At 28.8% G+C, this 22,515-nt stretch carries 19 protein-coding genes; 17 read left to right on the forward strand and 2 right to left on the reverse strand.

All coding sequences use genetic code 11. The features are described 5' to 3' along the window. Nucleotides 1-13: 13 nt before the first annotated feature. From spoIIAB to spoVAE, 5 genes are all read left to right on the forward strand, one after another. Nucleotides 14-445 carry an anti-sigma F factor gene (gene spoIIAB, locus NT01CX_RS04620; protein ID WP_011721883.1) on the forward strand — a complete coding sequence of 144 codons (432 nt, stop codon included), beginning with the start codon at nucleotides 14-16 and terminating at the stop codon, nucleotides 443-445. Between the two features lie 45 nt (nucleotides 446-490). After that, the gene (gene sigF / locus NT01CX_RS04625; protein WP_011721884.1) at nucleotides 491-1,246 is read left to right on the forward strand and encodes an RNA polymerase sporulation sigma factor SigF; all 756 of its coding nucleotides are present in this window, start codon (nucleotides 491-493) and stop codon (nucleotides 1,244-1,246) included. Nucleotides 1,247-1,368: 122 nt separating this feature from the next. Next, complete coding sequence (gene spoVAC / locus NT01CX_RS04630; RefSeq protein ID WP_011721885.1) at nucleotides 1,369-1,821, forward strand: stage V sporulation protein AC; 453 nt, start codon at nucleotides 1,369-1,371, stop codon at nucleotides 1,819-1,821. Between the two features lie 33 nt (nucleotides 1,822-1,854). After that, entirely contained in the window at nucleotides 1,855-2,883 is a 1,029-nt protein-coding gene (gene spoVAD / locus NT01CX_RS04635; RefSeq protein ID WP_011721886.1) for a stage V sporulation protein AD, read from the forward strand. Between the two features lies 1 nt (nucleotide 2,884). Further along, entirely contained in the window at nucleotides 2,885-3,241 is a 357-nt protein-coding gene (gene spoVAE, locus NT01CX_RS04640) for a stage V sporulation protein AE (RefSeq protein WP_011721887.1), read from the forward strand. A 103-nt stretch (nucleotides 3,242-3,344) separates the two neighbouring features. Here spoVAE and NT01CX_RS04645 read toward each other — a convergent pair whose 3' ends face one another. Then, nucleotides 3,345-5,936, reverse strand: coding sequence for a transglycosylase domain-containing protein (locus NT01CX_RS04645; protein WP_011721888.1), 2,592 nt, complete (start codon nucleotides 5,934-5,936; stop codon nucleotides 3,345-3,347). Nucleotides 5,937-6,134: 198 nt separating this feature from the next. Next, a complete protein-coding gene (hpt, locus tag NT01CX_RS04650) occupies nucleotides 6,135-6,662 on the reverse strand; it encodes a hypoxanthine phosphoribosyltransferase (protein ID WP_011721889.1) in 528 nt (175 codons plus the stop codon). A 365-nt stretch (nucleotides 6,663-7,027) separates the two neighbouring features. On the opposite strand from hpt, the gene hflX reads away from it, so the two are divergent. From hflX to NT01CX_RS04710, 12 genes are all read left to right on the forward strand, one after another. Continuing rightward, nucleotides 7,028-8,812, forward strand: coding sequence for a GTPase HflX (gene hflX / locus NT01CX_RS04655; RefSeq protein WP_011721891.1), 1,785 nt, complete (start codon nucleotides 7,028-7,030; stop codon nucleotides 8,810-8,812). A 40-nt stretch (nucleotides 8,813-8,852) separates the two neighbouring features. Next, nucleotides 8,853-10,136, forward strand: coding sequence for an amidohydrolase (locus NT01CX_RS04660; protein WP_011721892.1), 1,284 nt, complete (start codon nucleotides 8,853-8,855; stop codon nucleotides 10,134-10,136). Nucleotides 10,137-10,184: 48 nt separating this feature from the next. Next, nucleotides 10,185-11,084, forward strand: coding sequence for a nucleotidyltransferase domain-containing protein (locus tag NT01CX_RS04665; protein WP_011721893.1), 900 nt, complete (start codon nucleotides 10,185-10,187; stop codon nucleotides 11,082-11,084). Between the two features lie 59 nt (nucleotides 11,085-11,143). Continuing rightward, complete coding sequence (locus NT01CX_RS04670; RefSeq protein ID WP_011721894.1) at nucleotides 11,144-12,568, forward strand: PLP-dependent aminotransferase family protein; 1,425 nt, start codon at nucleotides 11,144-11,146, stop codon at nucleotides 12,566-12,568. Beyond that, nucleotides 12,565-13,269 carry a HEAT repeat domain-containing protein gene (locus tag NT01CX_RS04675; protein WP_011721895.1) on the forward strand — a complete coding sequence of 235 codons (705 nt, stop codon included), beginning with the start codon at nucleotides 12,565-12,567 and terminating at the stop codon, nucleotides 13,267-13,269. Before NT01CX_RS04670 ends, NT01CX_RS04675 begins: the two co-directional genes overlap by 4 nt. Next, entirely contained in the window at nucleotides 13,266-13,928 is a 663-nt protein-coding gene (locus NT01CX_RS04680) for a YigZ family protein (protein ID WP_011721896.1), read from the forward strand. Before NT01CX_RS04675 ends, NT01CX_RS04680 begins: the two co-directional genes overlap by 4 nt. Nucleotides 13,929-14,038: 110 nt before the next feature. Then, nucleotides 14,039-14,779: a YebC/PmpR family DNA-binding transcriptional regulator gene (locus tag NT01CX_RS04685; RefSeq protein ID WP_011721897.1), complete on the forward strand. Its 741-nt coding sequence runs from the start codon at nucleotides 14,039-14,041 to the stop codon at nucleotides 14,777-14,779. A gap of 504 nt (nucleotides 14,780-15,283) precedes the next feature. Next, complete coding sequence (locus tag NT01CX_RS04690; RefSeq protein ID WP_011721898.1) at nucleotides 15,284-15,763, forward strand: type II toxin-antitoxin system PemK/MazF family toxin; 480 nt, start codon at nucleotides 15,284-15,286, stop codon at nucleotides 15,761-15,763. Between the two features lie 1,117 nt (nucleotides 15,764-16,880). Next, entirely contained in the window at nucleotides 16,881-17,195 is a 315-nt protein-coding gene (locus tag NT01CX_RS04695) for a hypothetical protein (protein ID WP_011721900.1), read from the forward strand. A gap of 229 nt (nucleotides 17,196-17,424) precedes the next feature. After that, nucleotides 17,425-18,681, forward strand: coding sequence for a GntP family permease (locus tag NT01CX_RS04700; protein ID WP_011721901.1), 1,257 nt, complete (start codon nucleotides 17,425-17,427; stop codon nucleotides 18,679-18,681). 204 nt (nucleotides 18,682-18,885) lie between these two features. Continuing rightward, nucleotides 18,886-20,613 (forward strand): ABC transporter ATP-binding protein, encoded by a 1,728-nt coding sequence (locus tag NT01CX_RS04705; protein ID WP_011721902.1) that lies wholly within the window; start codon nucleotides 18,886-18,888, stop codon nucleotides 20,611-20,613. Next, entirely contained in the window at nucleotides 20,610-22,469 is a 1,860-nt protein-coding gene (locus tag NT01CX_RS04710; RefSeq protein WP_011721903.1) for an ABC transporter ATP-binding protein, read from the forward strand. The genes NT01CX_RS04705 and NT01CX_RS04710 overlap by 4 nt, the downstream gene beginning before the upstream one ends. The last annotated feature ends 46 nt before the right edge of the window (nucleotides 22,470-22,515 follow it).

Consider the following 22,515-nt stretch of genomic DNA (forward strand, 5'->3'; position numbering starts at 1 on the left):
GGAGGTAAATGTAATGAGTGGTAATAAGATGAAAATGGAATTTTTAAGTAAATCACAAAATGAAAGTTTTGCAAGAGTAGCAGTTGCAGCTTTTATATCTCAATTAGATCCTACTATGGAAGAGATCACTGATGTAAAAACAGCTGTATCAGAAGCTGTAACTAATTCTATAATACATGGATATGGCGACAGGGAAGATGGAATCGTTAAAATACAGTGCGAAATATTTGAAAAAGATATAACTATAATAGTTGAAGATGATGGTATAGGCATAGAAGATGTTAAACAAGCTATGACACCGCTTTATACTTCAAGACCTGATCTTGAGCGTTCAGGAATGGGATTTACGGTTATGGAAACATTTATGGATGAATTAAGAGTTGAATCTACAGAAAAAAATGGTACTAGAATTATTATGAAAAAGAAACTTAAATCTATAGAATAAATTATAAGAAAGGAGGAAAAACCTTGAATTTGGTTTGTGTATACTATGAGTGAAAGTAATGCTAAAGGAAATTCTAATAATTATGAAATAAATTTAGAATTAATAAAGAAGGCTAAACTTGGAGATAAAAAAGCATTAGATGAACTTGTTGAGAAAAATTTACCACTAGTTACGGCTATAAGTAAAAAGTTTTTAAACAGAGGATATGAATACGAAGATATATTTCAAATAGGTTCTATGGGGCTTATAAAGGCAATAAACAATTTTGATTCTAGCTATAATGTACAGTTTTCTACTTATGCAGTGCCTATGATTATGGGTGAAATAAGAAGGTTTATAAGAGACGATGGACTTATAAAGGTTAGTAGAAGTGTAAAATATACTGCAAGAAAGCTTCATTTTGATAAAGAAAAATTAACAAAAAAATTGAATAGAGAACCTACTGTAGAAGAGCTTTCAAAGTTTTCAGGAATAGATAAAGAACAAATTATATTTGCAACAGAAGCCATTAATGAACCTAAGTATTTATATGATACAATTCATCAAGATGATGGATCACCTATATATTTAATTGATAAAGTAGTTTTAAAAGATGAGAGCGAAATAGATGAATTAGATAAAATAGCTTTAAAAGAAGCATTAAGCAAGTTAGACCAAAGATCAAGGCAAATTATAATACTTAGATATTTTAAAGATATAACACAAGTTAAGGTAGCAAAAATGCTTGGAATAAGTCAGGTACAAGTATCTAGAATAGAAAAGAAAGTATTAAAAACAATGAAAGAAAAATTAAGTGGATAGTAAAAAAGGATACATATCTTTGTATCCTTTTTTTATATATAAATTTTTGTGTTTAAAAAATAAAATATTGCTAAAAATAACTTTAAAGGAATTATACAAAAATAAATAAAGAGGGTATGGAAATGAAAATCAAAGAAGAGGAATTAAAACAAAAATTTAAAGAGTTAACAGAACAAGAATCTCCTAAGTCTAATATTATTAAAGATTGTATTAGAGCTTTTTTTGTTGGAGGAATTATTTGTGATATAGGACAATTTTTTATGAATTTTTATTTAAGTCTAGGATTTTCAGTAGAGGATACAGGAGCATATGTTGCTATAACTATGATTTTTATAGGAGCTCTTTTAACTGGTATTGGAATTTATGATAAAATTGGAGATTTTGCAGGAGCAGGTTCAGTAGTTCCAATTACAGGTTTTGCAAATTCAATTGTATCTCCAGCTATGGAATTTAAAAAAGAAGGTTTTGTATTTGGAGTTGGATCTAAGATGTTTATTATCGCAGGACCTGTTTTAGTTTATGGAATTGGTTCATCAATAATAGTTGGACTTATACATTATTTAATAAATTTATAAGAAATAACTGAATTAGGGCAGGTGTAAAACAAAATGACTAAAAGGATTGGAAAACAAACAATAAAATTAGAAAATAAGCCTAGAATAATTGCTACAACTAGCGTAGTTGGACCTAAAGAAGGAGAAGGTCCACTAAAAGATTACTTTGACATAATATTAAGTGATGACTTAAATGGAAAGGATAGTTTTGAAAAAGCTGAAAGTAGTATTATGTATAGAGCCGTGCAGGAAACACTTAAAAAGTCTAATTTAGAGGAAAAAGATATACATTACTTAGTTGCAGGAGATTTATTAAATCAAACAGCAGCATCAAACTTTGCAGCCAGAGACGTTGATATACCTTTTTTAGGTTTATACGGAGCATGTTCAACTATGTCAGAATCTTTAGGCGTTGCATCTATGCTTGTAAATGCTGAATATGCAGATTATGCAGTAGCTGCAACATCATCACACTTTTCTTCTGCTGAAAGACAATTTAGATTTCCACTAGAAATGGGAAGCCAAAGAACTCCTACAGCTCAATGGACAGTAACTGGATCAGGAGCTATGTTAATTGCAAGGGATGGAATAAGAGAAGGAAAATTCCCTTATGCATCTTATTTTACTGTTGGCAAAATAAAAGATTATGGTCAAACAGATACTAGTGATATGGGATCAGCTATGGCACCGGCTGCAGTAGATACCATAAAACAGCATTTTGAGGATACTGGAAGAAGTCCAGAAGATTATGATTTAATTGCAAGTGGAGATCTTGGAAATTTAGGAAAAAAGATAACCGAAGAGCTATTAAAGGAGTACGGGTATAACATATCAGCTAACTATATAGATTGTGGTGATGAAATATTTGATAAAGAAAGGCAAAAGGTAAACTGTGGAGGAAGTGGCTGTGGATGTTCAGCAGTGGTTAGTTGCGGATATATATATAAAAATATATTAAAAGGTAAATATAAAAAAGTTTTATTAGTATCAACAGGCGCACTTATGAGTTCTACAACATCCCTTCAAGGAGAAAGTATACCTGGAATTGCTCATGCAGTATCAATAGAATTTGGAGGAATGTAATATGAAGGATTATGTTATGGCTTTTGTAGTAGGAGGAATTATATGTGTAATTGCACAAATTCTTATGGATAAAACAAAACTGACACCTGGAAGAATATTAGTGGCATTTGTAACAGCAGGAGTAATACTTGGAGCATTAGGTATATATGAACCTCTAGTTAAATACGGAAAAGCAGGAGCTACTATTCCACTACCTGGATTTGGCTATAATCTTGCAAAGTCTGTAATTAAAGAAGTAGATAAGGCAGGGTTTTTGGGAATATTTACTGGAGGAGTAAAGGGTGGTGCTGGTGGAATAGGTGCTGCCATAATATTTGGTTATATAATGGCAATCTTATTTAATTCAAAGACAAAATAGTTTGGGTGACCTTATAAGTAGGGTTATAATAAACTTTTTATTGATAAAAAGATGTAATTATAAAAATAAAAAAGAGGATGATTTGTGTCATCCTCTTTTTTATTTAAAAATGTTTTTTTGGTCTTATTATAGGTTTTATAACGTGTTTTTTATTTTTTTTATCGCTAGGTTTCTTTTCAGTGTTTTTTGTAGGGTCTAAATTATTAGTTGAATCTTCAGGTACAGTATCAGTATTAGGTGAAGGTTCTGTACTCGCTTCATTAGTAGCATCTTCGCTGTTATTAGTATTATCATGCTTTGCATCATTATTGTGATTGTGCTTTGATTTATTAGAGGATTTTTTATCTTTATCTGGTAGTACATACATGTCATCATCTAAAGGTACTTCAGAATCAGATTGTCTTTTTATGAACACTTTAGATTCTGTTAAAAATGATGGTGTATAAGAACCTGAAACACGCCCGTTATATTTATTTACTTTTGTAGATACATGAATGTTATCTTGTTCAGTAGGAACTGTGCCTTTTATAAATAATTCAGTATATACTTGACTTCCACGAGGATCTTTGTAGGAAAGATCAGTAGGAAGCAGTCCAGATACTCTATCTACTTCTGCTTTAATAATTCCCTCAGGCATTTCGATTTCTTTCTCAGGTAAATTTTCAACAGCTCTATTCATTATTTTACCGAATAATGCAGCGGCATCACTACTGTAAATACTTTGACCATATTTGTTTTCTATCCATACAGCTCCTGAATAATAAGGAGTTAAACCACAGAACCAAAGATTCTTAAATTTAGTTGATGAACCAGTTTTACCTGCTATAGGTATATCACTATGATAAGTATGTTGTATACGGGTAGCTGTACCTTCTTTTACTGGTCCTTTTAATAAATCGTACATAATGTATGCTGCTTCAGGAGAAATTACTTGTGTAGCTTGAGTTTTAGTTTCAAGTAGTACATTTCCGTTTCTATCTAATACTTTAGTGTAAAGTCTAGGATTTGAGTACATACCATTATTTCCGAAGACTCCATAGGCATTTGCCATAGTAAATGTATTTGTACCTCTATTTAATTCACCAAGTGCTATTGCAGCCATACTATTTTTGTCAACATTATCAAAAGTTAATCCAAATTTTTCACCGTATTTAACACCAGTGTTTAAACCTATTTTATCTTCTAGTTTTACTGCATACACGTTAACAGAATTTTTAAGAGCATCTCTTAATCCTAAATATCCTGAGTAAACTCCATTAGCATTTTTAGGTTGCCAATTAGTACCTGGTGCAGAATATTTTTTAGACATAGCTTCAGGTAATGGGGAATCTTCAAGCACTGTAGCTGCTGTTGCAAGTTTTGAATCAATTGCAGCAGAGTAAACAGTTAGAGGTTTAATACTAGAACCTGCAGCTACCTTTGCATTTGTTGCTCTATTGTAGGCAAGAGCAGGTTGAGTTCCACGACCACCTATAATTACTTTAACTTCTCCAGTATGATAATCTGTAAGAACTGCTGAAGCTTGTGGTTCTACTAAATTATTTTTGCTACTAGAAAGACTATTTAATTTTTCATCATTATCAATAATTTCTTGTGTTGAAACTTGAAGGTCTTTGTTCATGGTAGTGTATATTTTAAGATTACCATTTACAAGTAGTTTTTCAATTTCATCATCAGAATAATTATAAATATCTTTAAGATCTTTCTTTACTCTTTCAATGGCAGGTCTTGTGAACCATTCAAAGTTATATTTTTCATCAATATTAGTTGGTTTATGAATAGTATATTGTCCTAAAGTTTGAATAGATTCATCATTTGTCACAGTGCTTTTACTTGTGTCAAGTTCAGCTAATGCAGATATATATTCATTTTGAGATATATATCCATTTTCCTTCATTTTAGCTAAAACAGTTTTAGTTCTGTTTATATACTTAGAAGGATCTTTTTTAGATGTACGAGAATATGGATAGTATACTGAAGGACTTTGAGGAAGTCCTGCAATAAAGGCACATTGAACAAGATCAAGTTTGTCTATTGAAACATTAAAATATTGATCAGCAGCAGCACCAACACCAATTGCCCTACCACCTAAATAAATAGTATTTAAATAGGCTTCCATAATAGATTTTTTACCAACTTCTTTTTCTAGCTTAGGAGCTAAGTACCACTCTTGAACTTTTCTTCTTAATTTGTCATTAAGAGAATTTCCGTGAGTTTCAAAAACAGTGTTTTTTATTAATTGTTGTGTTATTGTTGAGGCACCTTGAAGCGCTGGTTTACCACTAACAATATTTTTCATATCAATTAGAAAAGCACCTGCTATTCTTTTAACATCAATACCACTATGTTTAAAAAATCTTTCATCTTCTATACTTACAAAAGCATTTATAAGATTTTCAGGGACTTCATCATATTTTACAAGAATTTTTTTCTTAGATGTAATTATGCTATCTACAAGTTCCCCTTTATCATCATAGATTTTAGATGCATCACTGGCTGCTATAATTTCGTTAATATTTATATCAGGTGATGTTTTTATAATAGCTAATGTAATACCAATAGCTGTTACTAAAGATATTACAATTAAGGTGATAAAAGTTATTAATATGATTTTAAAAGCTTTAAACTTTTTTTTCTTCTTTTTTTGAGTTGTTTTTTCAGACTGAGAAGTTTTATTATCTCTGTTTTCAGTCATATAAATATTCCTCCTTAATATACTAATGAAATAATGATTAAAAATAGTATACAATAAAATTATACACTATTTTTTTATTTATAGCATGAAATAGAAACAATTAATATATTCTATGTTTAGTAAATGCTATATAAACATACAAACCCTAATAAAAGAAAAATTACTATGCTTTCGCATAGTAATTCTTGTTTTGAAAGACTAGTTTTCTTCCCAGTTAAATACGTAAGGTATGTTTCTATAGTAATCACCATAGTTAAGACCGTAACCTACCACAAATACATCAGGAATTTCAAAACAACAAAAATCTGGTTCAATATCCGCTTTTCTTCTTTCTGGTTTATCTAAAAGTACGCAACTTTTAACGCTATTTGCGCCTAAAGATTTAGCATGATCTACTACAAACTTCATAGTGATTCCAGTATCAACTATATCATCTACTACTAGTACATCAAATCCTTTAATATCATCTGGTATATCATGAACTATTTTTACATTACCGGAAGAAGTTTCATTATGACCATAGCTTGATGTTGTCATAAAACCAATTTTAGTTGGAACAGTTAGATGTCTAACTAAGTCCGCTGTATATATAAAGCTACCTCTAAGTAATGATAACACGTAAAGTTTTTTACCTTCATAATGGGATGAAATTTCTTTTCCAAGTTCTTCGATTCTCTCACGAATTTGTTTTTCTGATATTAGAATATTTCTCTTTTTATTTTCCATTTTAATCCCCCATATTAGATATTTAAAGTGTTAATTATATTAAAAAATATATTATACATATTAACAATATTTTTTCTATTTTTCAAGGCTTTTTGATATTTGTATTTAATATAACCTATAAAATCTTATAAAATATATGATAAGTGGGATAAAAATGGTTATATTTGCAATAAAAAAGAATCTTTCTATATTATTAGGAGGTTTTAAAAAGATATTTAGAATATATACTACTATTTACAATAATATTTTCATAGTATAAAATTATATGAAAATTATAGATGGAAATAATATATGTTATATTATAAAATATAGTTAAACTGAGTAAAATAAATATAAATTACTATATATTAAAGAGAGGAAATAAAATGATAGTTGGAAATTTAGAGGGTATACGAAAGACGATTTTAAAAAAACTAGAAAGTATATACGATTTTAAGGTAGATAGGCAAAGTATTGCAAATGAACAAATTATACAAATTATAAGTGAGATAACAGGAGACATAAACAAAGAAATAAGTGTAGCAATTGATAGAAAGGGAAACATTTTAAGTGTAGCTGTTGGTGATAGTAGCACTGTTGAAATGCCCATTATAGATATAAAATCTAAAAAATTATCAGGGGTTAGAATAATACATACACATCCTAATGGTAATTCAAGACTTTCATCATTAGATGTATCTGCTCTTATAGCACTAAAGCTAGATTGTATGGTAGCAGTAGCAGTTGAAGATGGAAAGTGCAAGGATGTAACTGTAGGATTTTGTGGTATAGATAATAATACATTAATTGCAGAAGTTGCACCAAATCTTCCACTTGATAAAGCACTTAATATAAACATATTAAATGTAGTTAAAAATATAGAAATAAATCTATCATCTAATGAAGTTGAGGAAGACAAAGGGGAAAGAGCGGTTTTAGTTGGTATAGAAAATGAAGAAAGCTTAGATGAACTTTGTGAACTTGCTAAAGCTTGTAATGTAGTTACAGTAGATAGAGTAATGCAAAGAAGAGTAAAAATAGATACTGCATATTTTATTGGAGAAGGTAAGGTTGAAGAACTTTCAATGGTAAGGCAGGCTTCTAATGCAAATTTAATAATTTTTGATGATGAACTATCAGCATCTCAAATTAGAAATTTAGAAAGTGCAACAGGAACTAAAGTAATAGATAGAACAACTTTAATTCTTGAGATATTTGCAAGAAGAGCTAAAAGTAAAGAAGCTAAAATTCAAGTTGAACTTGCTCAATTAAAGTATAGACTTCCAAGATTAATAGGAATGGGTGCTGTATTATCTAGAACAGGTGCTGGAATTGGAACTAGAGGTCCTGGTGAGAAAAAACTTGAAATAGATAAAAGACATATAAGAGAGAGAATATACGATCTTAACAAGGAACTTGCTAAGATAAAGAAAAATAGACAGGTGCAAAGAGAAAAAAGAAGTAAAGATAATGTGCCTAAAATATCATTGGTTGGATATACTAATGCTGGAAAATCTACTTTAAGAAATAAATTATGTGAAATAGCATCACCAAAAGATGTAGTAGACAAGGAAACTGTATTTGAAGCAGATATGCTATTTGCTACTTTAGATGTTACAACAAGAGCATTGGTATTACCTGATAATAGATTAGTAACACTTACAGATACCGTTGGTTTTATAAGAAAGCTACCTCATGATTTAGTAGAAGCATTTAAATCAACTTTAGAAGAAGTTGTAAATTCAGATTTACTATTACATGTTGTAGATTCATCTTCAAAGGATGCCTATAAACAAATAGAAGCTGTAAACTTTGTTTTAGAAGAACTAGAATCTATTAATAAACCTATGATACTACTTCTTAATAAAATAGATAAAGCAGACAAGGAACAATTAGAAGGGCTAAAAGAAAAGTTTAATAATTTAAAAGTACTTGAAATATCAGCAAAGGATAATTTAAATTTAGACACACTTTTAAATGATATATGCACGGCTCTTCCAAACCCTCTAAAAAAGGTAGAATTTTTAATACCATATAGTGATAGTGCCTCTGTTGCAATGCTTCATAGAAATGGAAAAGTTCTAGAGGAAGAATACAAAGATAACGGTACAAGAATTATTGCTATGGTAGATGATAAAATATATAATAAATGCGAAAAATATGTAATATAAGTAGTACAAAATAAACTTTTAAATGGAAAGGAGGTATTTTATGAAACAAATACTAATAAAAAATGTATCTATTGTTACTATGGATTCTAATAAAGAATTTATAAAGAATGGATATATTCTAATAAACGATAATAAAATTAAAGAAGTATCAGAAGGAAATTTTAATGGAGAGGTTAATAATTTAAAAGTAATAGATGGGAAAGGCTACTGTGCTATGCCAGGATTTATTAATGGTCATACACATGCAGCTATGACTCTTTTGAGAGGTTATGGTGAAGGACTTCCTCTTATGAGATGGTTAAATGAAAAAGTATGGCCAATGGAAAGAAAATTTACAGATGAACATAGAGAAATAGGGAATAAACTTGCCTATATAGAAATGTTAAGAACTGGAACAACTACATGTAATGATATGTACTTTAAGTTTGATAAAATGTTAAATAATATTAATGAATTTAATATTAGATGTGTACTTGGAACATCGGTTCTTGGAGAAGAGTGGAGAGAACAATTAAAGGAAGCTATTGATCTTAAAGAATTAGTAGATAAACAATATAAAAATGGACTCATAAGAACAATGATAGCGCCTCACTCACCTTATACATTATCTCGTGAAGCTTTAGTAGAAACTGGAAGATTTGCAAAAGAGTATAAAGAAAATATCCATATACATCTATCAGAAACCTTAGATGAAGTGAATATAATAAAAGAAAAATATAATATGACACCTACAGAGTACATGATTGATACAGGAATTTTTGAAAATAAAGTTATGGCGGCTCATTGTGTACATTTAACTGATGAAGATATACAAATTATAAAAGAAAGAGATGTAAGTCCAGTATATAATCCTCAAAGTAATATGAAACTTGCAAGTGGAGTTCCAAGAATTATAGATATGCTGGATAAAAAAATAAATGTTTGTATAGGTACAGATGGAACATGTAGTAACAATAATCTTAACATGTTTCAAGAAATGGAGACAGGAGCATTACTTCAAAATCTTTTTTATAAAGATACTACAAGACTAAGTGCAAAAACACTAATAGAAATGGCTACAGTTAATGGGGCCAAGGCACTTGGAATAGATAATTTAGGAGCTATAAAGAAGGGTAACATTGCAGATATTATAATGTTAAATATGAATAAACCTACTATGATACCTTGCCATGATATATATTCAAATATAGTATTCTCAGCAACTGGAAATGAAGTTGAGTATGTAATTATAGATGGAAATATAGTTATGGAAAAAGGTGAATTCACAAATATAGACGAAGAAAAAATATTATATGATGCAAAACAATTCTGTAGTAAATTATAAATATTTTAATAATAAAAATAAATATCAGTATAAATTAGGGGGGATTTAATGCTGAACAATATAGAAAGTTATCAAAAGGCATTTTCAAAGTTAGTTAATGATCTTAAAAAAAATGATTCAATTCTTGCAGCCATGGTATTTGGAAGTATGCTTACAGGTGATCTTTGGGAAGGATCAAATATAGATTTATTTGTTATATGCAAAGATAAAATAGAAAATAGGGGCAAAATTTATACAGAAGAAAACAATATACCAGTACATATAAAATTAATTAGTAAGGAAAAGTTTCTAACGCTATATCAAGAAGAAATGGCAGGGGGCTTTATACACAGATTATTTTTATCCTCTAGATTAGTTTTTTCAAAAGATGATGAAGTTACAGCAAAATATGATATGGGAAGATACTATCCTGACATTGATAGAGCAAAATGGAATATGGTTTATTTAAGCGATTTATTAAAAAGTATAGAGGTAAGTAAAAAGTATCTAGTTAACAATGGAACTTATATGGCATATAGTTCAGCCATAAAAGCACTAGAAGATTTTTCAAAGCTTTATATTAATTATTCAGGATATATGATAAGCAAGGATGTAATGACTATGGCTACAAATTTAAATGATGAGTTAAGAGAACTTGCTGACAAGTTGTTTTTCTGTGGTCAAAAAAATATGTACTCCATAATTGAGAAAGTGCTAAAGTTTCTCGATAATAATATAAATAACAACATAAGAAAATATAGTGCTTTACTATTAGAATTTATGAAAGAAAAGGATTGTTTATTAAGTTCACAGGATATATTAACTGATGAATTGTTTAAAAATCTTAATATTCGTTTTGAAAAAATATTAAACAAACTTTTCAAAAATGGAATAGTGAAAAAGAAAAGTAGAGAGTACAAAGACGAAAATAATAATGTTCTAATAAAAGAAAATGTATATTTTATTTAATAATTACTTGGCATACATAACTGGTGTATGCCAAATTTTTTAATAAAGGGGAAAATACTATGGATAAATACCATATAAAATTTAAAAAAGATAGCCCAAAATATATACAAATAGTAAATCATTTAAAAAGACTAATTTTAAATAAACGTATAGCAGATGGAGAAAAACTTCCTGCAATTAGAACTTTAGCAAAATACTTAGAAGTAAACAATATAACTATAGTTAATGCATATAAAAGATTAGAAATAGAAGGATTTGCTGTGCAAAAAATTGGAAGTGGAACTTTTGCAAAGGGAAGAGAAGAAAATATAGAAATTTTAAGAGAATACTCAAATATTTATAGAAAAATCAATAGTGGTTCTTTAAAAAAGTATATAGATTTCACTGGAGAAACAACCTGTGCAGAATTTTTCCCTGTAAAAACATTTAAAAAGGTTTTAAATGAAGTTTTAGATAGGTATGGCTCAGAAGTTTTTACATACCAAGATATATTAGGTTACAATGGGCTTAGAAATAGTATAAGGGAAAGATTTTGGAAAAACAAAATAAGTAGTGACAACATACTTATTGTATCAGGTGCTCAGCAAGGTATAGATATAGCTTCAAAGGCAATAATCAATATTAATGATAATATTTTAGTTGAAAAACCTACTTATAGTGGGGCTTTAAATGTTTTTAAAAGTAGGAGAGCAAATATATTTGAAGTAGACATAAAAGAAGACGGCATAGATATTCATGCCTTAAAAAAAATACTTAAAAAAAATAAAATAAAGTGTTTTTACCTTATGAGTTATTTTCAAAATCCTACAGGAAATACATATTCTAAAGAAGACAAAATGGAAATTTTAAATTTAGCAGAAGAATATGATTTTTATATTATAGAAGATGACTATTTATCTGAATTAATATATGATGATAATATAAAGTATAATAGTTTTAAAAGCTTAGATATATATGATAGGGTTATATATATAAAAAGTTTTTCTAAAATATTTTTACCTGGTATTAGAATGGGGTATTTAATTTCCCCTAAAATTTTTAGTGATAGAGTTCAAAGTTGTAAAGTTAATACGGACATAACAACATCAAGTTTAATGCAAAGGGCACTTGATCTCTATATTAAAGATGGGTATTGGAAAACTCATATGGAGTTTTTAAATAATTCCTATAAACAAAGATATTATTATATGAAAAAATGTATAGAAGATAAATTAAAAGACAAAGTTACATTTAAAAGTCCAGGAGGAGGTCTTAATTTTTATTTGAAAATAAACGAAGACATTCCTATAAATGCAGTGGAGCTTTTTAATAAATGTAAATATAACAAAGTTATAATAACTCCTGGAGAAATTTTTTATAATAATATTCATAGTGGAGAGAAATATTTTAGACTAGGGTTTTCATCAACAGATATTGATGAAATCGAAAAAGGTATAGATATAATAAATAAGGTGTTATCACAAAAGGGTGAGATTAAATTATGAGAAAGGGACTTGTAGAACTTGATTGGAAACAAATAGATAAATATAATGATGAGGATATAACCTACTTTTTATTTGTTGAGGGTAAAAGTATAGATGCTATATGCAAAATTAGAAATTTAGATAGGACTACAGTTCAAAATCACGTAATTGAGGGTAAGATAAAATATAGATTTTTAGCAAAAAGCAAAAATTCAAAGGAATTTTTTAAAACAATATCAAAGGCTGGTAAAGGTGATAAAATAGAAGTATTAAAATCTTTAAACAATGATAATAAGGCAAAACTTATAGAATTTATAAGAAGAAATTATAAAGATATGTATTCTAAAGATAAAGAATCAGCAATTTGGATACTTGGGGAAATTGGAGACATAAACGGACTTGATATACTTATGAAAGCTTCTGTACATAAATTTGTAAATGTAAGAAGAATGGCTGTATCAGCTATGGGAAAACTTCAAAATCCAAAATGTGAAATTGCACTAATAAGAGCATTAGAAGATGAAAATGCACAAGTTGTTATGTATGCTATAAAGGCTTTACAAAAAATAAATAGTATAAAAGCTAAAGAAAAAATATTAAATATAAAGGATACTACATCTAAAGAATATTTAAAAAAAGCTGCTTTGAGCTATATAGAAACTATAGAAAGTGGAGATAGGGTAGTTAATGATCTACAGGAGGGAGAGACTTTAAATATATGAGTTACTTTACTATAAAAGATGAATCTAGAGAAGAATTTGAAGAGAGAAAATCTATTTTTATAGGACATGCTAAAAGAGTTCATACAGAAGAAGATGCTAGAGCTTTTGTTGATAAAATTAAAGAAGAATTTAAAGATGCAAGACATAATGTTTATGCCTACATAATAGGAGAAAATATGGGTATTCAAAGATACACTGATGATGGAGAACCTCAAGGAACTGCTGGAGTACCCGTTCTTGATGTTATGAAAAAGAATGGAGTAACAGATGTAGCTATAGTAGTTACAAGATACTTTGGAGGAATACTTCTTGGAACTGGAGGACTTGTTAGAGCTTATTCTAAAGCCGCAGCAATGGCAGTTGAAAAAGCTGGCATAGTAGAAAAAGTAAAGGGATTACCTCTAAAAATAAACATAGATTATGATCTTCTTGGAAAAGTTCAGTATGTATGTGGACAAAATCTATGGCATATGGAAGACACAGAATACACAGATAAAGTAAGTATTCTCATACTAACCGAAAGTTCTAATTGCGAGAATATAAAAAATAAAATTACGGAAGCGACTTCGGGAAAAGCTGAATTTATAGAAGGAAAAGAGCATTATTATTTTAAAATGGAAAACAGATTATATAAGGATGATGACGAACAATATCAATAAAATTTGAAATAAAAATGGCATATATGATATAATATTATGCGATTGTGGGATTAATGTTTATAAATGTATATAAAATATATTTTATATAACTAGAGTTAGGAGGAATTTTTATGTCAGGACATTCAAAGTGGCATAATATACAAGCTAAAAAAGGAAAAAATGATGCTGCAAAGGGAAGAATTTTCACTAAAATAGGAAGAGAACTTATATTAGCAGCAAGAGATGGTGGTTCTAATCCAGATACAAACGCAAAATTAAGAGATGTTATTGCTAAAGCAAAGGCTGCAAACATGCCTAACGATACTATTGATAGAGCAATTAAAAAGGGTGCAGGTGAGCTTGAAGGAATAACTTACGAAGAAATAGTTTACGAAGGATATGCACCAGGCGGAGTTGCAGTAATGGTAAAATGCCTTACTGACAATAGAAACAGAAGTGCAGCTAGTGTAAGACATAAATTTGATAAATACGGCGGAAATTTAGGAGCAAATGGTTGCGTATCATACATGTTCCAAAGAAAAGGTCAATTAGTAATCGAAAAAACAGATGAAATTGATGAAGATGAATTAATGATGCAAGCATTAGAAGCTGGAGCAGAAGATTTTAGTGCTGAAGAAGAAGTTTTTGAAATTACAACTGATCCAGAAGATTTTTCAGCAGTACGTGAAGAACTTGAAAAGAATGGATATACTTTCTTAGAAGCAGACGTTACAATGATACCAGACGTTATGGCAGCTGTAGATATGGAAACAGCTCCAAAAACTCAAAAGCTTTTAGATATGCTTGAAGAAGATGATGACGTTCAAGACGTTTATCACAATGCTGAATATCCAGAAGAATTTGAAGGATAAGGCTGTTACAATACAGTAATATCAATGATTTGAAAGAGGTTAATAAGTATATTATCAGTTGTTAAATTAGTATAAAAATGGCTGGAGTAAGATATACATATTAATTAAGCTATTTAAAATTTAAGAGATATATACAAGGATTAAGGTAAATATAACACCTCTTTGATTACGATATATGTTAGTTAATGCTAGCTATACAGTAGTTAGGGAGGTATTTTTTTGTTAGATATTTAAAAAATATACGTAGGTGAGTTGATTCGATGCATAAAATCAACTGTTATATGGAGCATGAGAAAAATATCTTTGTTATATTTCTTGTAAGATGTTTATATAATGCAAGATGAGTGGCAATCAATACCCTTTGCAGTTATATTTTTGTAGCTGACATAGGTAGGTAAATTATTTGCTCAGAGCTTATTTTATTGCTAGCATATACGATGAATAGAAAATATTCTTATCTAGTAGTACAATTGTATTTGAAATTTAAATTAACAGGAGGTTAATATGCTGAAGTGGGATAAGAACGAAAATATAAGAGATGCTGGTTACTGGTTAGCTAGAAAGATTGAACTTATAGAATTAAAAGCAGAGAATAAGAAAAAACACATTAATCCAGTGATTAAGAGAGGGGGAGTTTTTAATATAGAACTTGGAATGGGAAATTTAGGGGGAGAAAAAAACAAGAAAAGACCATGTTTAGTTATTACAAGAAATGAATTAAACAATGGGGATACTGTTGTGATAATTCCGCTTTCGACTAAGTTAAAGAGTAAAAAAGATAGTGCAGGAAAGATAGTTCCCATGTATAAAAATCACATGATATTAAGAAAATCTAAGTACAGTTTTTTAAAAGACGATTCTTGCGTAAAGTGTGAGGATATTAGGGCCGTTGATAAAGTTAGAATAAAAGAACATTTGGGGAATATAGATAAAATGGACATGCAGTTATTAAAAAAGAGAGTGTTGTACGCTTTTGATTTTTAAGATACAGTAATTTCAAGAAAGAGCAAAAAAATGCTTGTCTGCTTTTGTGATATGTGTTATCATAAAGGTACAGAAATAACAGTAAAAATCATATAAATAAATTTAGGTAAGATTAAGTTTTAAAAAGAAGTTTACTGAATTTGGTATAAATGTAGTGTTAATTTAATACTGTATAATATAATAAAATTATATGTTTGCTGTCTAGTCACAGCGGTAGAGACTAATCTTAGATTAGGTTAGGTTTTGTTGAAGGGAGGTGTTTACACCTCCTTTTGTTTAAAATTATTAATAAATGTATCAAAAGTTGAAATGTGTTAATACTATATAGTATGTTTGTTGTCTAGTCACAACGGTAGAGACTAGTCGAATTTGACTAGGGTTGTAGCCACCTTTTTTGGTGGCTTGTTTTATTGTCACTTAACAAGTATTATTCATTATTACTTACTGATAGTCTATTATAGCTATCAATAAGATAAATACAGGAGGTACTATGTTAAGAACAGAAGAATATATTTGTAATTCTACAGGACAGATACTAGCAGGAGAAGAGATTGTAAAAGGTATAATATCAAAGGAGACAGAGGACAAGTAGAGACAGACTAAAGGACTTAGAATAAGGAAATCAAAAGAAGGGGTGCAGATATTATTGGATTGTAGATATGGAGAAGTTAGCTTTAGCAGCTATAAGAAGGTCATAGAGGTGTTTACAAGTAATAATATATTTGATGGAGATACTGCTTTAAGTTCATGTATCTAACTACTTTTATGAGGATTATGATAATAGACTTTATTATGGTTTTAGATATGAGAATAAGAATATAGGGCTTATGGTGGTTAAAAATTTACCATATATACTAAAAAGTGATTGAAACAACCTTTTTTAGTAAGTGGATATTAAGCAAGAAAAATAATAAAATAAATTAAATCTATATATTATAAAAGAGGATAATTTACCCTTCCAATTAATATAAATTATAATAAAGGTATTATTAAAAAATAATTGTGAGAAAATTATGAAAATTTAAAGGAATTTATACATCTATGTTGAATATAGTAAGTAAATACTATTCATAAATAAATGTTACAATTAAAAATCTGAATATGGGAGGGGCTATATATGGATTGGAAAATGGTAATAAAGAATAGGGTTGAAGAATATAATTCTAAAAAACATAGGATATCAACTACATTAAATAATATGATTGAAGAGTTAAGAAATGAAATAGGAGTAGCTGCTATAGTTATAGAAGAAGAACACTTAGGAAAAATGTATTGGAGAGTAAGAATAAATGGAAAAGAAGAATGCATTTCATATGATGAAATTAAATTAAATATGTTTGTACCAGTTTTAAACCCTAAAGAAGAAAATGAAAAGGTTTCTTTAAAGGAAGTATTAGAAAAGATATTGTTAGAAAAATTTAAATGGAATTAAAGGAAAACGTATTCAAAGCAAAAGAGCTGATTAATCAGCTCTTTTTTATTTTAAATTTAAATAAAGAATATAATACATTTAAAAAAATATAAAAAATATAATGATAACTTTGTCAGATATATAACAAATGGAAAAAGTATAATAATAATCTATGAAAATGTCGAAAAATATGATAAACTTTTTAAGTGAGTTTAAAACCCAATAAATTTAAACATAGAAGGGATTTTGTATGGTAGAGATTAGTACATTAGGAGCACTAATAGGGCTATGTATTGCAATATGTTTAATATTTAAAAAAGTTAATCCTGTTTATGCTATGATAAGTGGCGCTTTAATAGGTGGAATTGTAGGTGGAGCTACAATTACTGAAACTGTTAGTATTTTAGTTTCTGGGGCTCAAAGTATTGTACCAGCAGTTTTAAGGGTATTAACTGTAGGTGTGTTTGCAGGAGTATTAATAGAAACTGGAGCAGCAGATAAAATTGCAGAGACAATAACACAAACATTAGGAGAAGATAAAGCACTTATGGCCATTATTCTTTCATCTTGTATTATTTGTGCTGTTGGAGTAATAATACCAGTTACTATAATTACTGTAGCACCTATTGCATTAATAATAGCAAAAAAAGCAAACTTATCTAAAGGATCTATACTTATAGCAATGCTTGGAGGGGGAAAGTCAGGTAATATAATGTCACCGAACCCAAATGCAATAGCTATATGTGATGGATTTAAAATTGACTTGTCAATGTCTATGCTAGCTGGAATTGTACCAGCAATATTTGGAGTAGTAATTACATACATAATAGCTAAAAAAATGGCTCACAAGGGAGATAGAATCTTAGGTGAATGTGTAATAAAAGAAGATAAAAGTTTACCTAGTTTTAAAAACGCTATGGTGGGTCCTGTATTTGTAGTAGCTATATTAATATTGAATTCTTTACTTAAATTAAATTTAGATCCTATGATAATCTTACCATTCGGTGGAGTTGTAGCGGTTATTGCTATGGGCGAATTTAAGAATTTAAAAAAGTATATGGCAAGTGGACTTATGAAAATGCAAAGTGCAGCAATATTATTATTAGGTACAGGAAGTATTGCTGGTATAATTTCAAAGTCAGCTTTAAGTGAAGATGTAATTCATATAATTAATCATTTGGGGATTTCTGGGGTATTACTAGCATCTATTTCTGGTATACTTATGGGAGGAGCAACTGCATCTATAACAGGAGGATCAGTTGTGACTAGTTCAGTATTCAATACATCTATATTAAATATGGGTGTAAGCAAAGTGGCAGCAGCAGAAATGGTGCATACAGGAGTATCAGTAATAGATGATTTGCCACATGGTAATTTATTTCATATTAGTGCAGAAAGCGTATCATTAAACATTAAACAAAGAGCAAAATTAATTCCGTATGAAATATTCATTGGACTCGGAATGAATTTTATAGCAACAATTTTTTATGGATTTATTATTAATTAAATTTAAAATGACCTTTTAATAAGGTTATTTTTTTATTTTTTAAATTTATAAAATTAAAGATATTAATAATTTATGAAAAAAAATTTTTAATTATTGACCAAGAAAATTGTAAGTGGTAGTATTTAAAATACTTAATACATAAAAATAGATATTTTTTTATACTATTATGAACAAAGTTCTTAAAATAAAAGGAGATGAAAACAAATGATAAAGTTACTTAAGCTTTTAAAAAAATATAAAAAGTTAATTATTTTTATATTTTTGTTAGTATTTTGTCAATCTATGAGTGATTTATATTTACCTAATCTTATGTCGCATATTGTAGACAAGGGAGTAGTTAAAGGAGATACAGATTATATATTAAAAGTAGGTATGTACATGCTTTTAGTGGCAGCTGGAGGAATGTTATGTACTATAGGAGCGAGTTTTATTTCCTCTAAAGTTGCAACAAGCTTTGGATCTGATCTTAGATATAAGGTTTTTACAAAGGTAGAGGGTTTTTCCTTAGATGAATTTAATAAAATAGGTACATCATCATTAATAACAAGAACTACTAATGATATAAATCAAATACAACAAGTTCTTATTATAATATTTCGTATGATGGTGTCAGCTCCACTTATGCTCGTAGGGGGTATTATAATGGCAATGTCAAAGGATTTAAAGTTGACATCAATATTACTTGCAGTTACCCCTATTTTAGCTATTTGTATTTTTTTAATAACTAGAAAAGCTATACCATTATTTAAAGTAATGCAGCTAAAAGTAGATAAGCTAAATTTAGTTTTAAGAGAAAAACTTAGTGGTGTTAGAGTAATACGTGCTTTTAATAAAATGAATACAGAAAAGAAAAAATTTAATGAAGCAAATTTTGATCTTACAAATACAGCTATAAGGGTTAACAAAATAATGGCAGGGCTTATGCCAGTTATTATGCTAATTTTTAATCTTACAACAATAGCTATTTTATGGTTTGGAGCTAAAAGAATAGATACTGGAGAAATGCAAGTAGGAGATCTTATGGCATTTATTCAGTATGTAATGCAAATAATGTTTTCATTAATAATGGTATCTATGATGTTTGTTATGTTGCCACGTGCATCAGCATCTGCCACAAGAATAAATGAAGTGTTAGAAATGGATACAGAAAAATCTACTTACAATGTATCTTGTGAAAAGATTTCTAATGCAGAGTGTATTGAGTTTAAAAATGTTTATTTTAGCTATAAGGGATCAGAAGAATCTATACTTAAGGATATTTCTTTTAAAGCAAATAAAGGAGAAGTAACTGCTATTATAGGAAGTACAGGTTCTGGTAAATCAACTTTAATGGAACTTATTTTAAAATTTCATGAAGTTACAAGTGGAGAAATATTACTAAACGGTGTAAATGTTAATGATATAGACAATAAGGTTTTAAGAAATAAAATTGGATTTGTTCCCCAAAAGTCAGTTTTATTTACTGGAACTATAATGGACAATATAAGATACGGAAAAGAGGATGCCTCTTTTGAAGAAGTTAAACATGCATGTAAAATAGCAGAAGCATCAGAGTTTATTTCAAATATGAAAGATGGATACAATTCAATAATATCACAAGGTGGTACTAATGTATCAGGAGGGCAAAAACAGCGTATTTCTATTGCTCGTGCATTAGTTAGAAAGCCAGATGTATATATTTTTGATGATAGTTTTTCAGCCTTAGATTTTAAAACTGATGCAAAACTTCGTAATTCTTTAAAGGGTGAAACTAGGGATTCTATTGTTATAATTGTTGCTCAAAGAGTTAGCACTATTATGAATGCAGATAGAATTATAGTTTTAGATGAGGGAGAAATTAAGGGAATAGGAACTCATAAAGATTTATTAGAAACCTCATCCGTTTATAAAGAAATTGTATTATCACAATTTTCAGGGGAGGAGATAGCATGAGTAAACAAGGAATGAGACATGGTGGAAGATCCCCTATGGGAGCAGGATTTATAGGAGAAAAACCTAAAAATTTCAAAAAGACATTAAAAAGAGTTATGAGGTACTTAAATCCTTATAAGTTTAGAATAAGTATTATATTTTTAATGGCAATATTAAGTACAGTGTTTACTATTTTGAGTCCCAAAATAATAGGAAAAATAACTAATAAAATATTTGAAGGATTAATACTTAAATTTAAGAGATTACCTGGTGCAGCTATAGATTTTGATTATATATTAAAATTTATAATTATTTTAATAGGATTGTATGTAATAAGTTCAATATTTTCTTATATACAACAATATATAATGGCTGGAGTTGCCCAAAGTACAGTTAGAAAAATGCGTAGTGATGCTGATGAAAAGTTGGCCTTATTACCTATAAAGTTTTATGATAGCCATACAAACGGAGAAATTTTAAGTAGAATTACCAATGATATTGATAATATAAGTACAACTCTTCAACAAAGTATAACTCAGCTTATTACATCAGTAGTTACAATAGTTGGTATAGTTGTAATGATGCTTACTATAAGCCCTATTATGACACTTATAACATTTTTAATAATTCCAGTATCTATTTTAGCTACAAAACCTATTATAAGTCGTTCTCAGAAGTTCTTTAAAAATCAGCAAAAGTATTTAGGAGAACTAAATGGACATGTTGAAGAAATGTATACAGGACATAAAGTAATAAAAGTATTTTCCCGTGAGGAAAAGTCAATAGAAGAATTTGATAAAATAAATAAGAAACTTTATGATGCTGGTTGGAAAGCTCAATTTATATCAGGCATTATAATGCCAATTATGAGTTTTGTAAGTAATATAGGATATGTAGCTATTTGTGTAGTTGGAGGAATATTTGTAACTAAGGGAAGAATAAATATAGGAGATATTCAAGCCTTTATACAATATTCAAAACAATTCACACAACCAATAAATCAAACTGCAAATATAGTAAATATACTTCAATCAACTATAGCTTCAGCAGAGCGTGTTTTTGAATTGTTAGATGAAGTTGAGGAAATAAAAGATAATGAAAACGCAAAAACAATAGATAATCCTAAGGGATATGTAAGCTTTCAAAATGTTGATTTTTCATATAAAGAGGAAGTATCTCTTATTAAAAATATGAATGTTGATGTTAAAAAGGGAGAAACCATTGCAATAGTTGGTCCTACAGGTGCAGGAAAGACTACTTTGATAAATCTTCTTATGAGATTTTATGAAATTAATAGTGGAACAATAACTATAGATGGAGAAGATATTAGAAATTTAAAAAGGGAAAACCTTAGAAGTATCTTTGGAATGGTTCTTCAAGATACATGGTTATTTAATGGAACTATAAGAGAAAATATTGCCTATGGAGTTGAAAACGCAACAGAAGAGGATATTATAAATGCAGCTAAAGCAGCTCATGCGGATCATTTTATAAGAACTCTTGAACATGGATATGATACTGTTTTAGATGAAGAGGCTTCTAACATATCACAAGGACAAAAACAATTAATAACTATTGCAAGAGCAATTCTTGTAAATCCATCTATATTAATATTAGATGAGGCTACAAGTAGTGTTGATACTAGAACTGAAGCGTATATACAAAAAGCCATGGACAATTTAATGAATGGTAGAACTAGCTTTGTAATTGCTCATAGATTATCAACTATAAAAAATGCAGATTTAATTTTAGTAATGAACAATGGAACTGTTATAGAACAAGGAAATCATAGTGAGCTTATGAACCAAAATGGATTTTATAAAGAACTTTATAATAGCCAATTTACTGATGGAACTTTAGAAAAAGAGGCTATTTAAATAAAAAATAAAAAGGCTGAATATGATTCAAGCCTTTTTATTTTTT

Source organism: Clostridium novyi NT (assembly GCF_000014125.1).
GTDB lineage: Bacteria > Bacillota > Clostridia > Clostridiales > Clostridiaceae > Clostridium_H > Clostridium_H novyi.

Excerpts from the sequence above, each read along its gene's own strand:
- sigF (WP_011721884.1), top strand. The coding sequence starts at position 491 with ATGAGTGAAAGTAATGCTAAAGGAAATTCTAATAATTATGAAATAAAT.
- spoVAE (WP_011721887.1), top strand. The coding sequence starts at position 2,885 with ATGAAGGATTATGTTATGGCTTTTGTAGTAGGAGGAATTATATGTGTA.
- NT01CX_RS04680 (WP_011721896.1), top strand. The coding sequence starts at position 13,266 with ATGAGTTACTTTACTATAAAAGATGAATCTAGAGAAGAATTTGAAGAG.
- NT01CX_RS04675 (WP_011721895.1), top strand. The coding sequence starts at position 12,565 with ATGAGAAAGGGACTTGTAGAACTTGATTGGAAACAAATAGATAAATAT.
- NT01CX_RS04700 (WP_011721901.1), top strand. The coding sequence starts at position 17,425 with ATGGTAGAGATTAGTACATTAGGAGCACTAATAGGGCTATGTATTGCA.
- hpt (WP_011721889.1), bottom strand. The coding sequence starts at position 6,662 with ATGGAAAATAAAAAGAGAAATATTCTAATATCAGAAAAACAAATTCGT.
- NT01CX_RS04645 (WP_011721888.1), bottom strand. The coding sequence starts at position 5,936 with ATGACTGAAAACAGAGATAATAAAACTTCTCAGTCTGAAAAAACAACT.
- hflX (WP_011721891.1), top strand. The coding sequence starts at position 7,028 with ATGATAGTTGGAAATTTAGAGGGTATACGAAAGACGATTTTAAAAAAA.
- NT01CX_RS04660 (WP_011721892.1), top strand. The coding sequence starts at position 8,853 with ATGAAACAAATACTAATAAAAAATGTATCTATTGTTACTATGGATTCT.
- NT01CX_RS04705 (WP_011721902.1), top strand. The coding sequence starts at position 18,886 with ATGATAAAGTTACTTAAGCTTTTAAAAAAATATAAAAAGTTAATTATT.
- spoIIAB (WP_011721883.1), top strand. The coding sequence starts at position 14 with ATGAGTGGTAATAAGATGAAAATGGAATTTTTAAGTAAATCACAAAAT.
- NT01CX_RS04690 (WP_011721898.1), top strand. The coding sequence starts at position 15,284 with ATGCTGAAGTGGGATAAGAACGAAAATATAAGAGATGCTGGTTACTGG.
- spoVAC (WP_011721885.1), top strand. The coding sequence starts at position 1,369 with ATGAAAATCAAAGAAGAGGAATTAAAACAAAAATTTAAAGAGTTAACA.
- spoVAD (WP_011721886.1), top strand. The coding sequence starts at position 1,855 with ATGACTAAAAGGATTGGAAAACAAACAATAAAATTAGAAAATAAGCCT.
- NT01CX_RS04710 (WP_011721903.1), top strand. The coding sequence starts at position 20,610 with ATGAGTAAACAAGGAATGAGACATGGTGGAAGATCCCCTATGGGAGCA.
- NT01CX_RS04695 (WP_011721900.1), top strand. The coding sequence starts at position 16,881 with ATGGATTGGAAAATGGTAATAAAGAATAGGGTTGAAGAATATAATTCT.
- NT01CX_RS04670 (WP_011721894.1), top strand. The coding sequence starts at position 11,144 with ATGGATAAATACCATATAAAATTTAAAAAAGATAGCCCAAAATATATA.
- NT01CX_RS04665 (WP_011721893.1), top strand. The coding sequence starts at position 10,185 with ATGCTGAACAATATAGAAAGTTATCAAAAGGCATTTTCAAAGTTAGTT.
- NT01CX_RS04685 (WP_011721897.1), top strand. The coding sequence starts at position 14,039 with ATGTCAGGACATTCAAAGTGGCATAATATACAAGCTAAAAAAGGAAAA.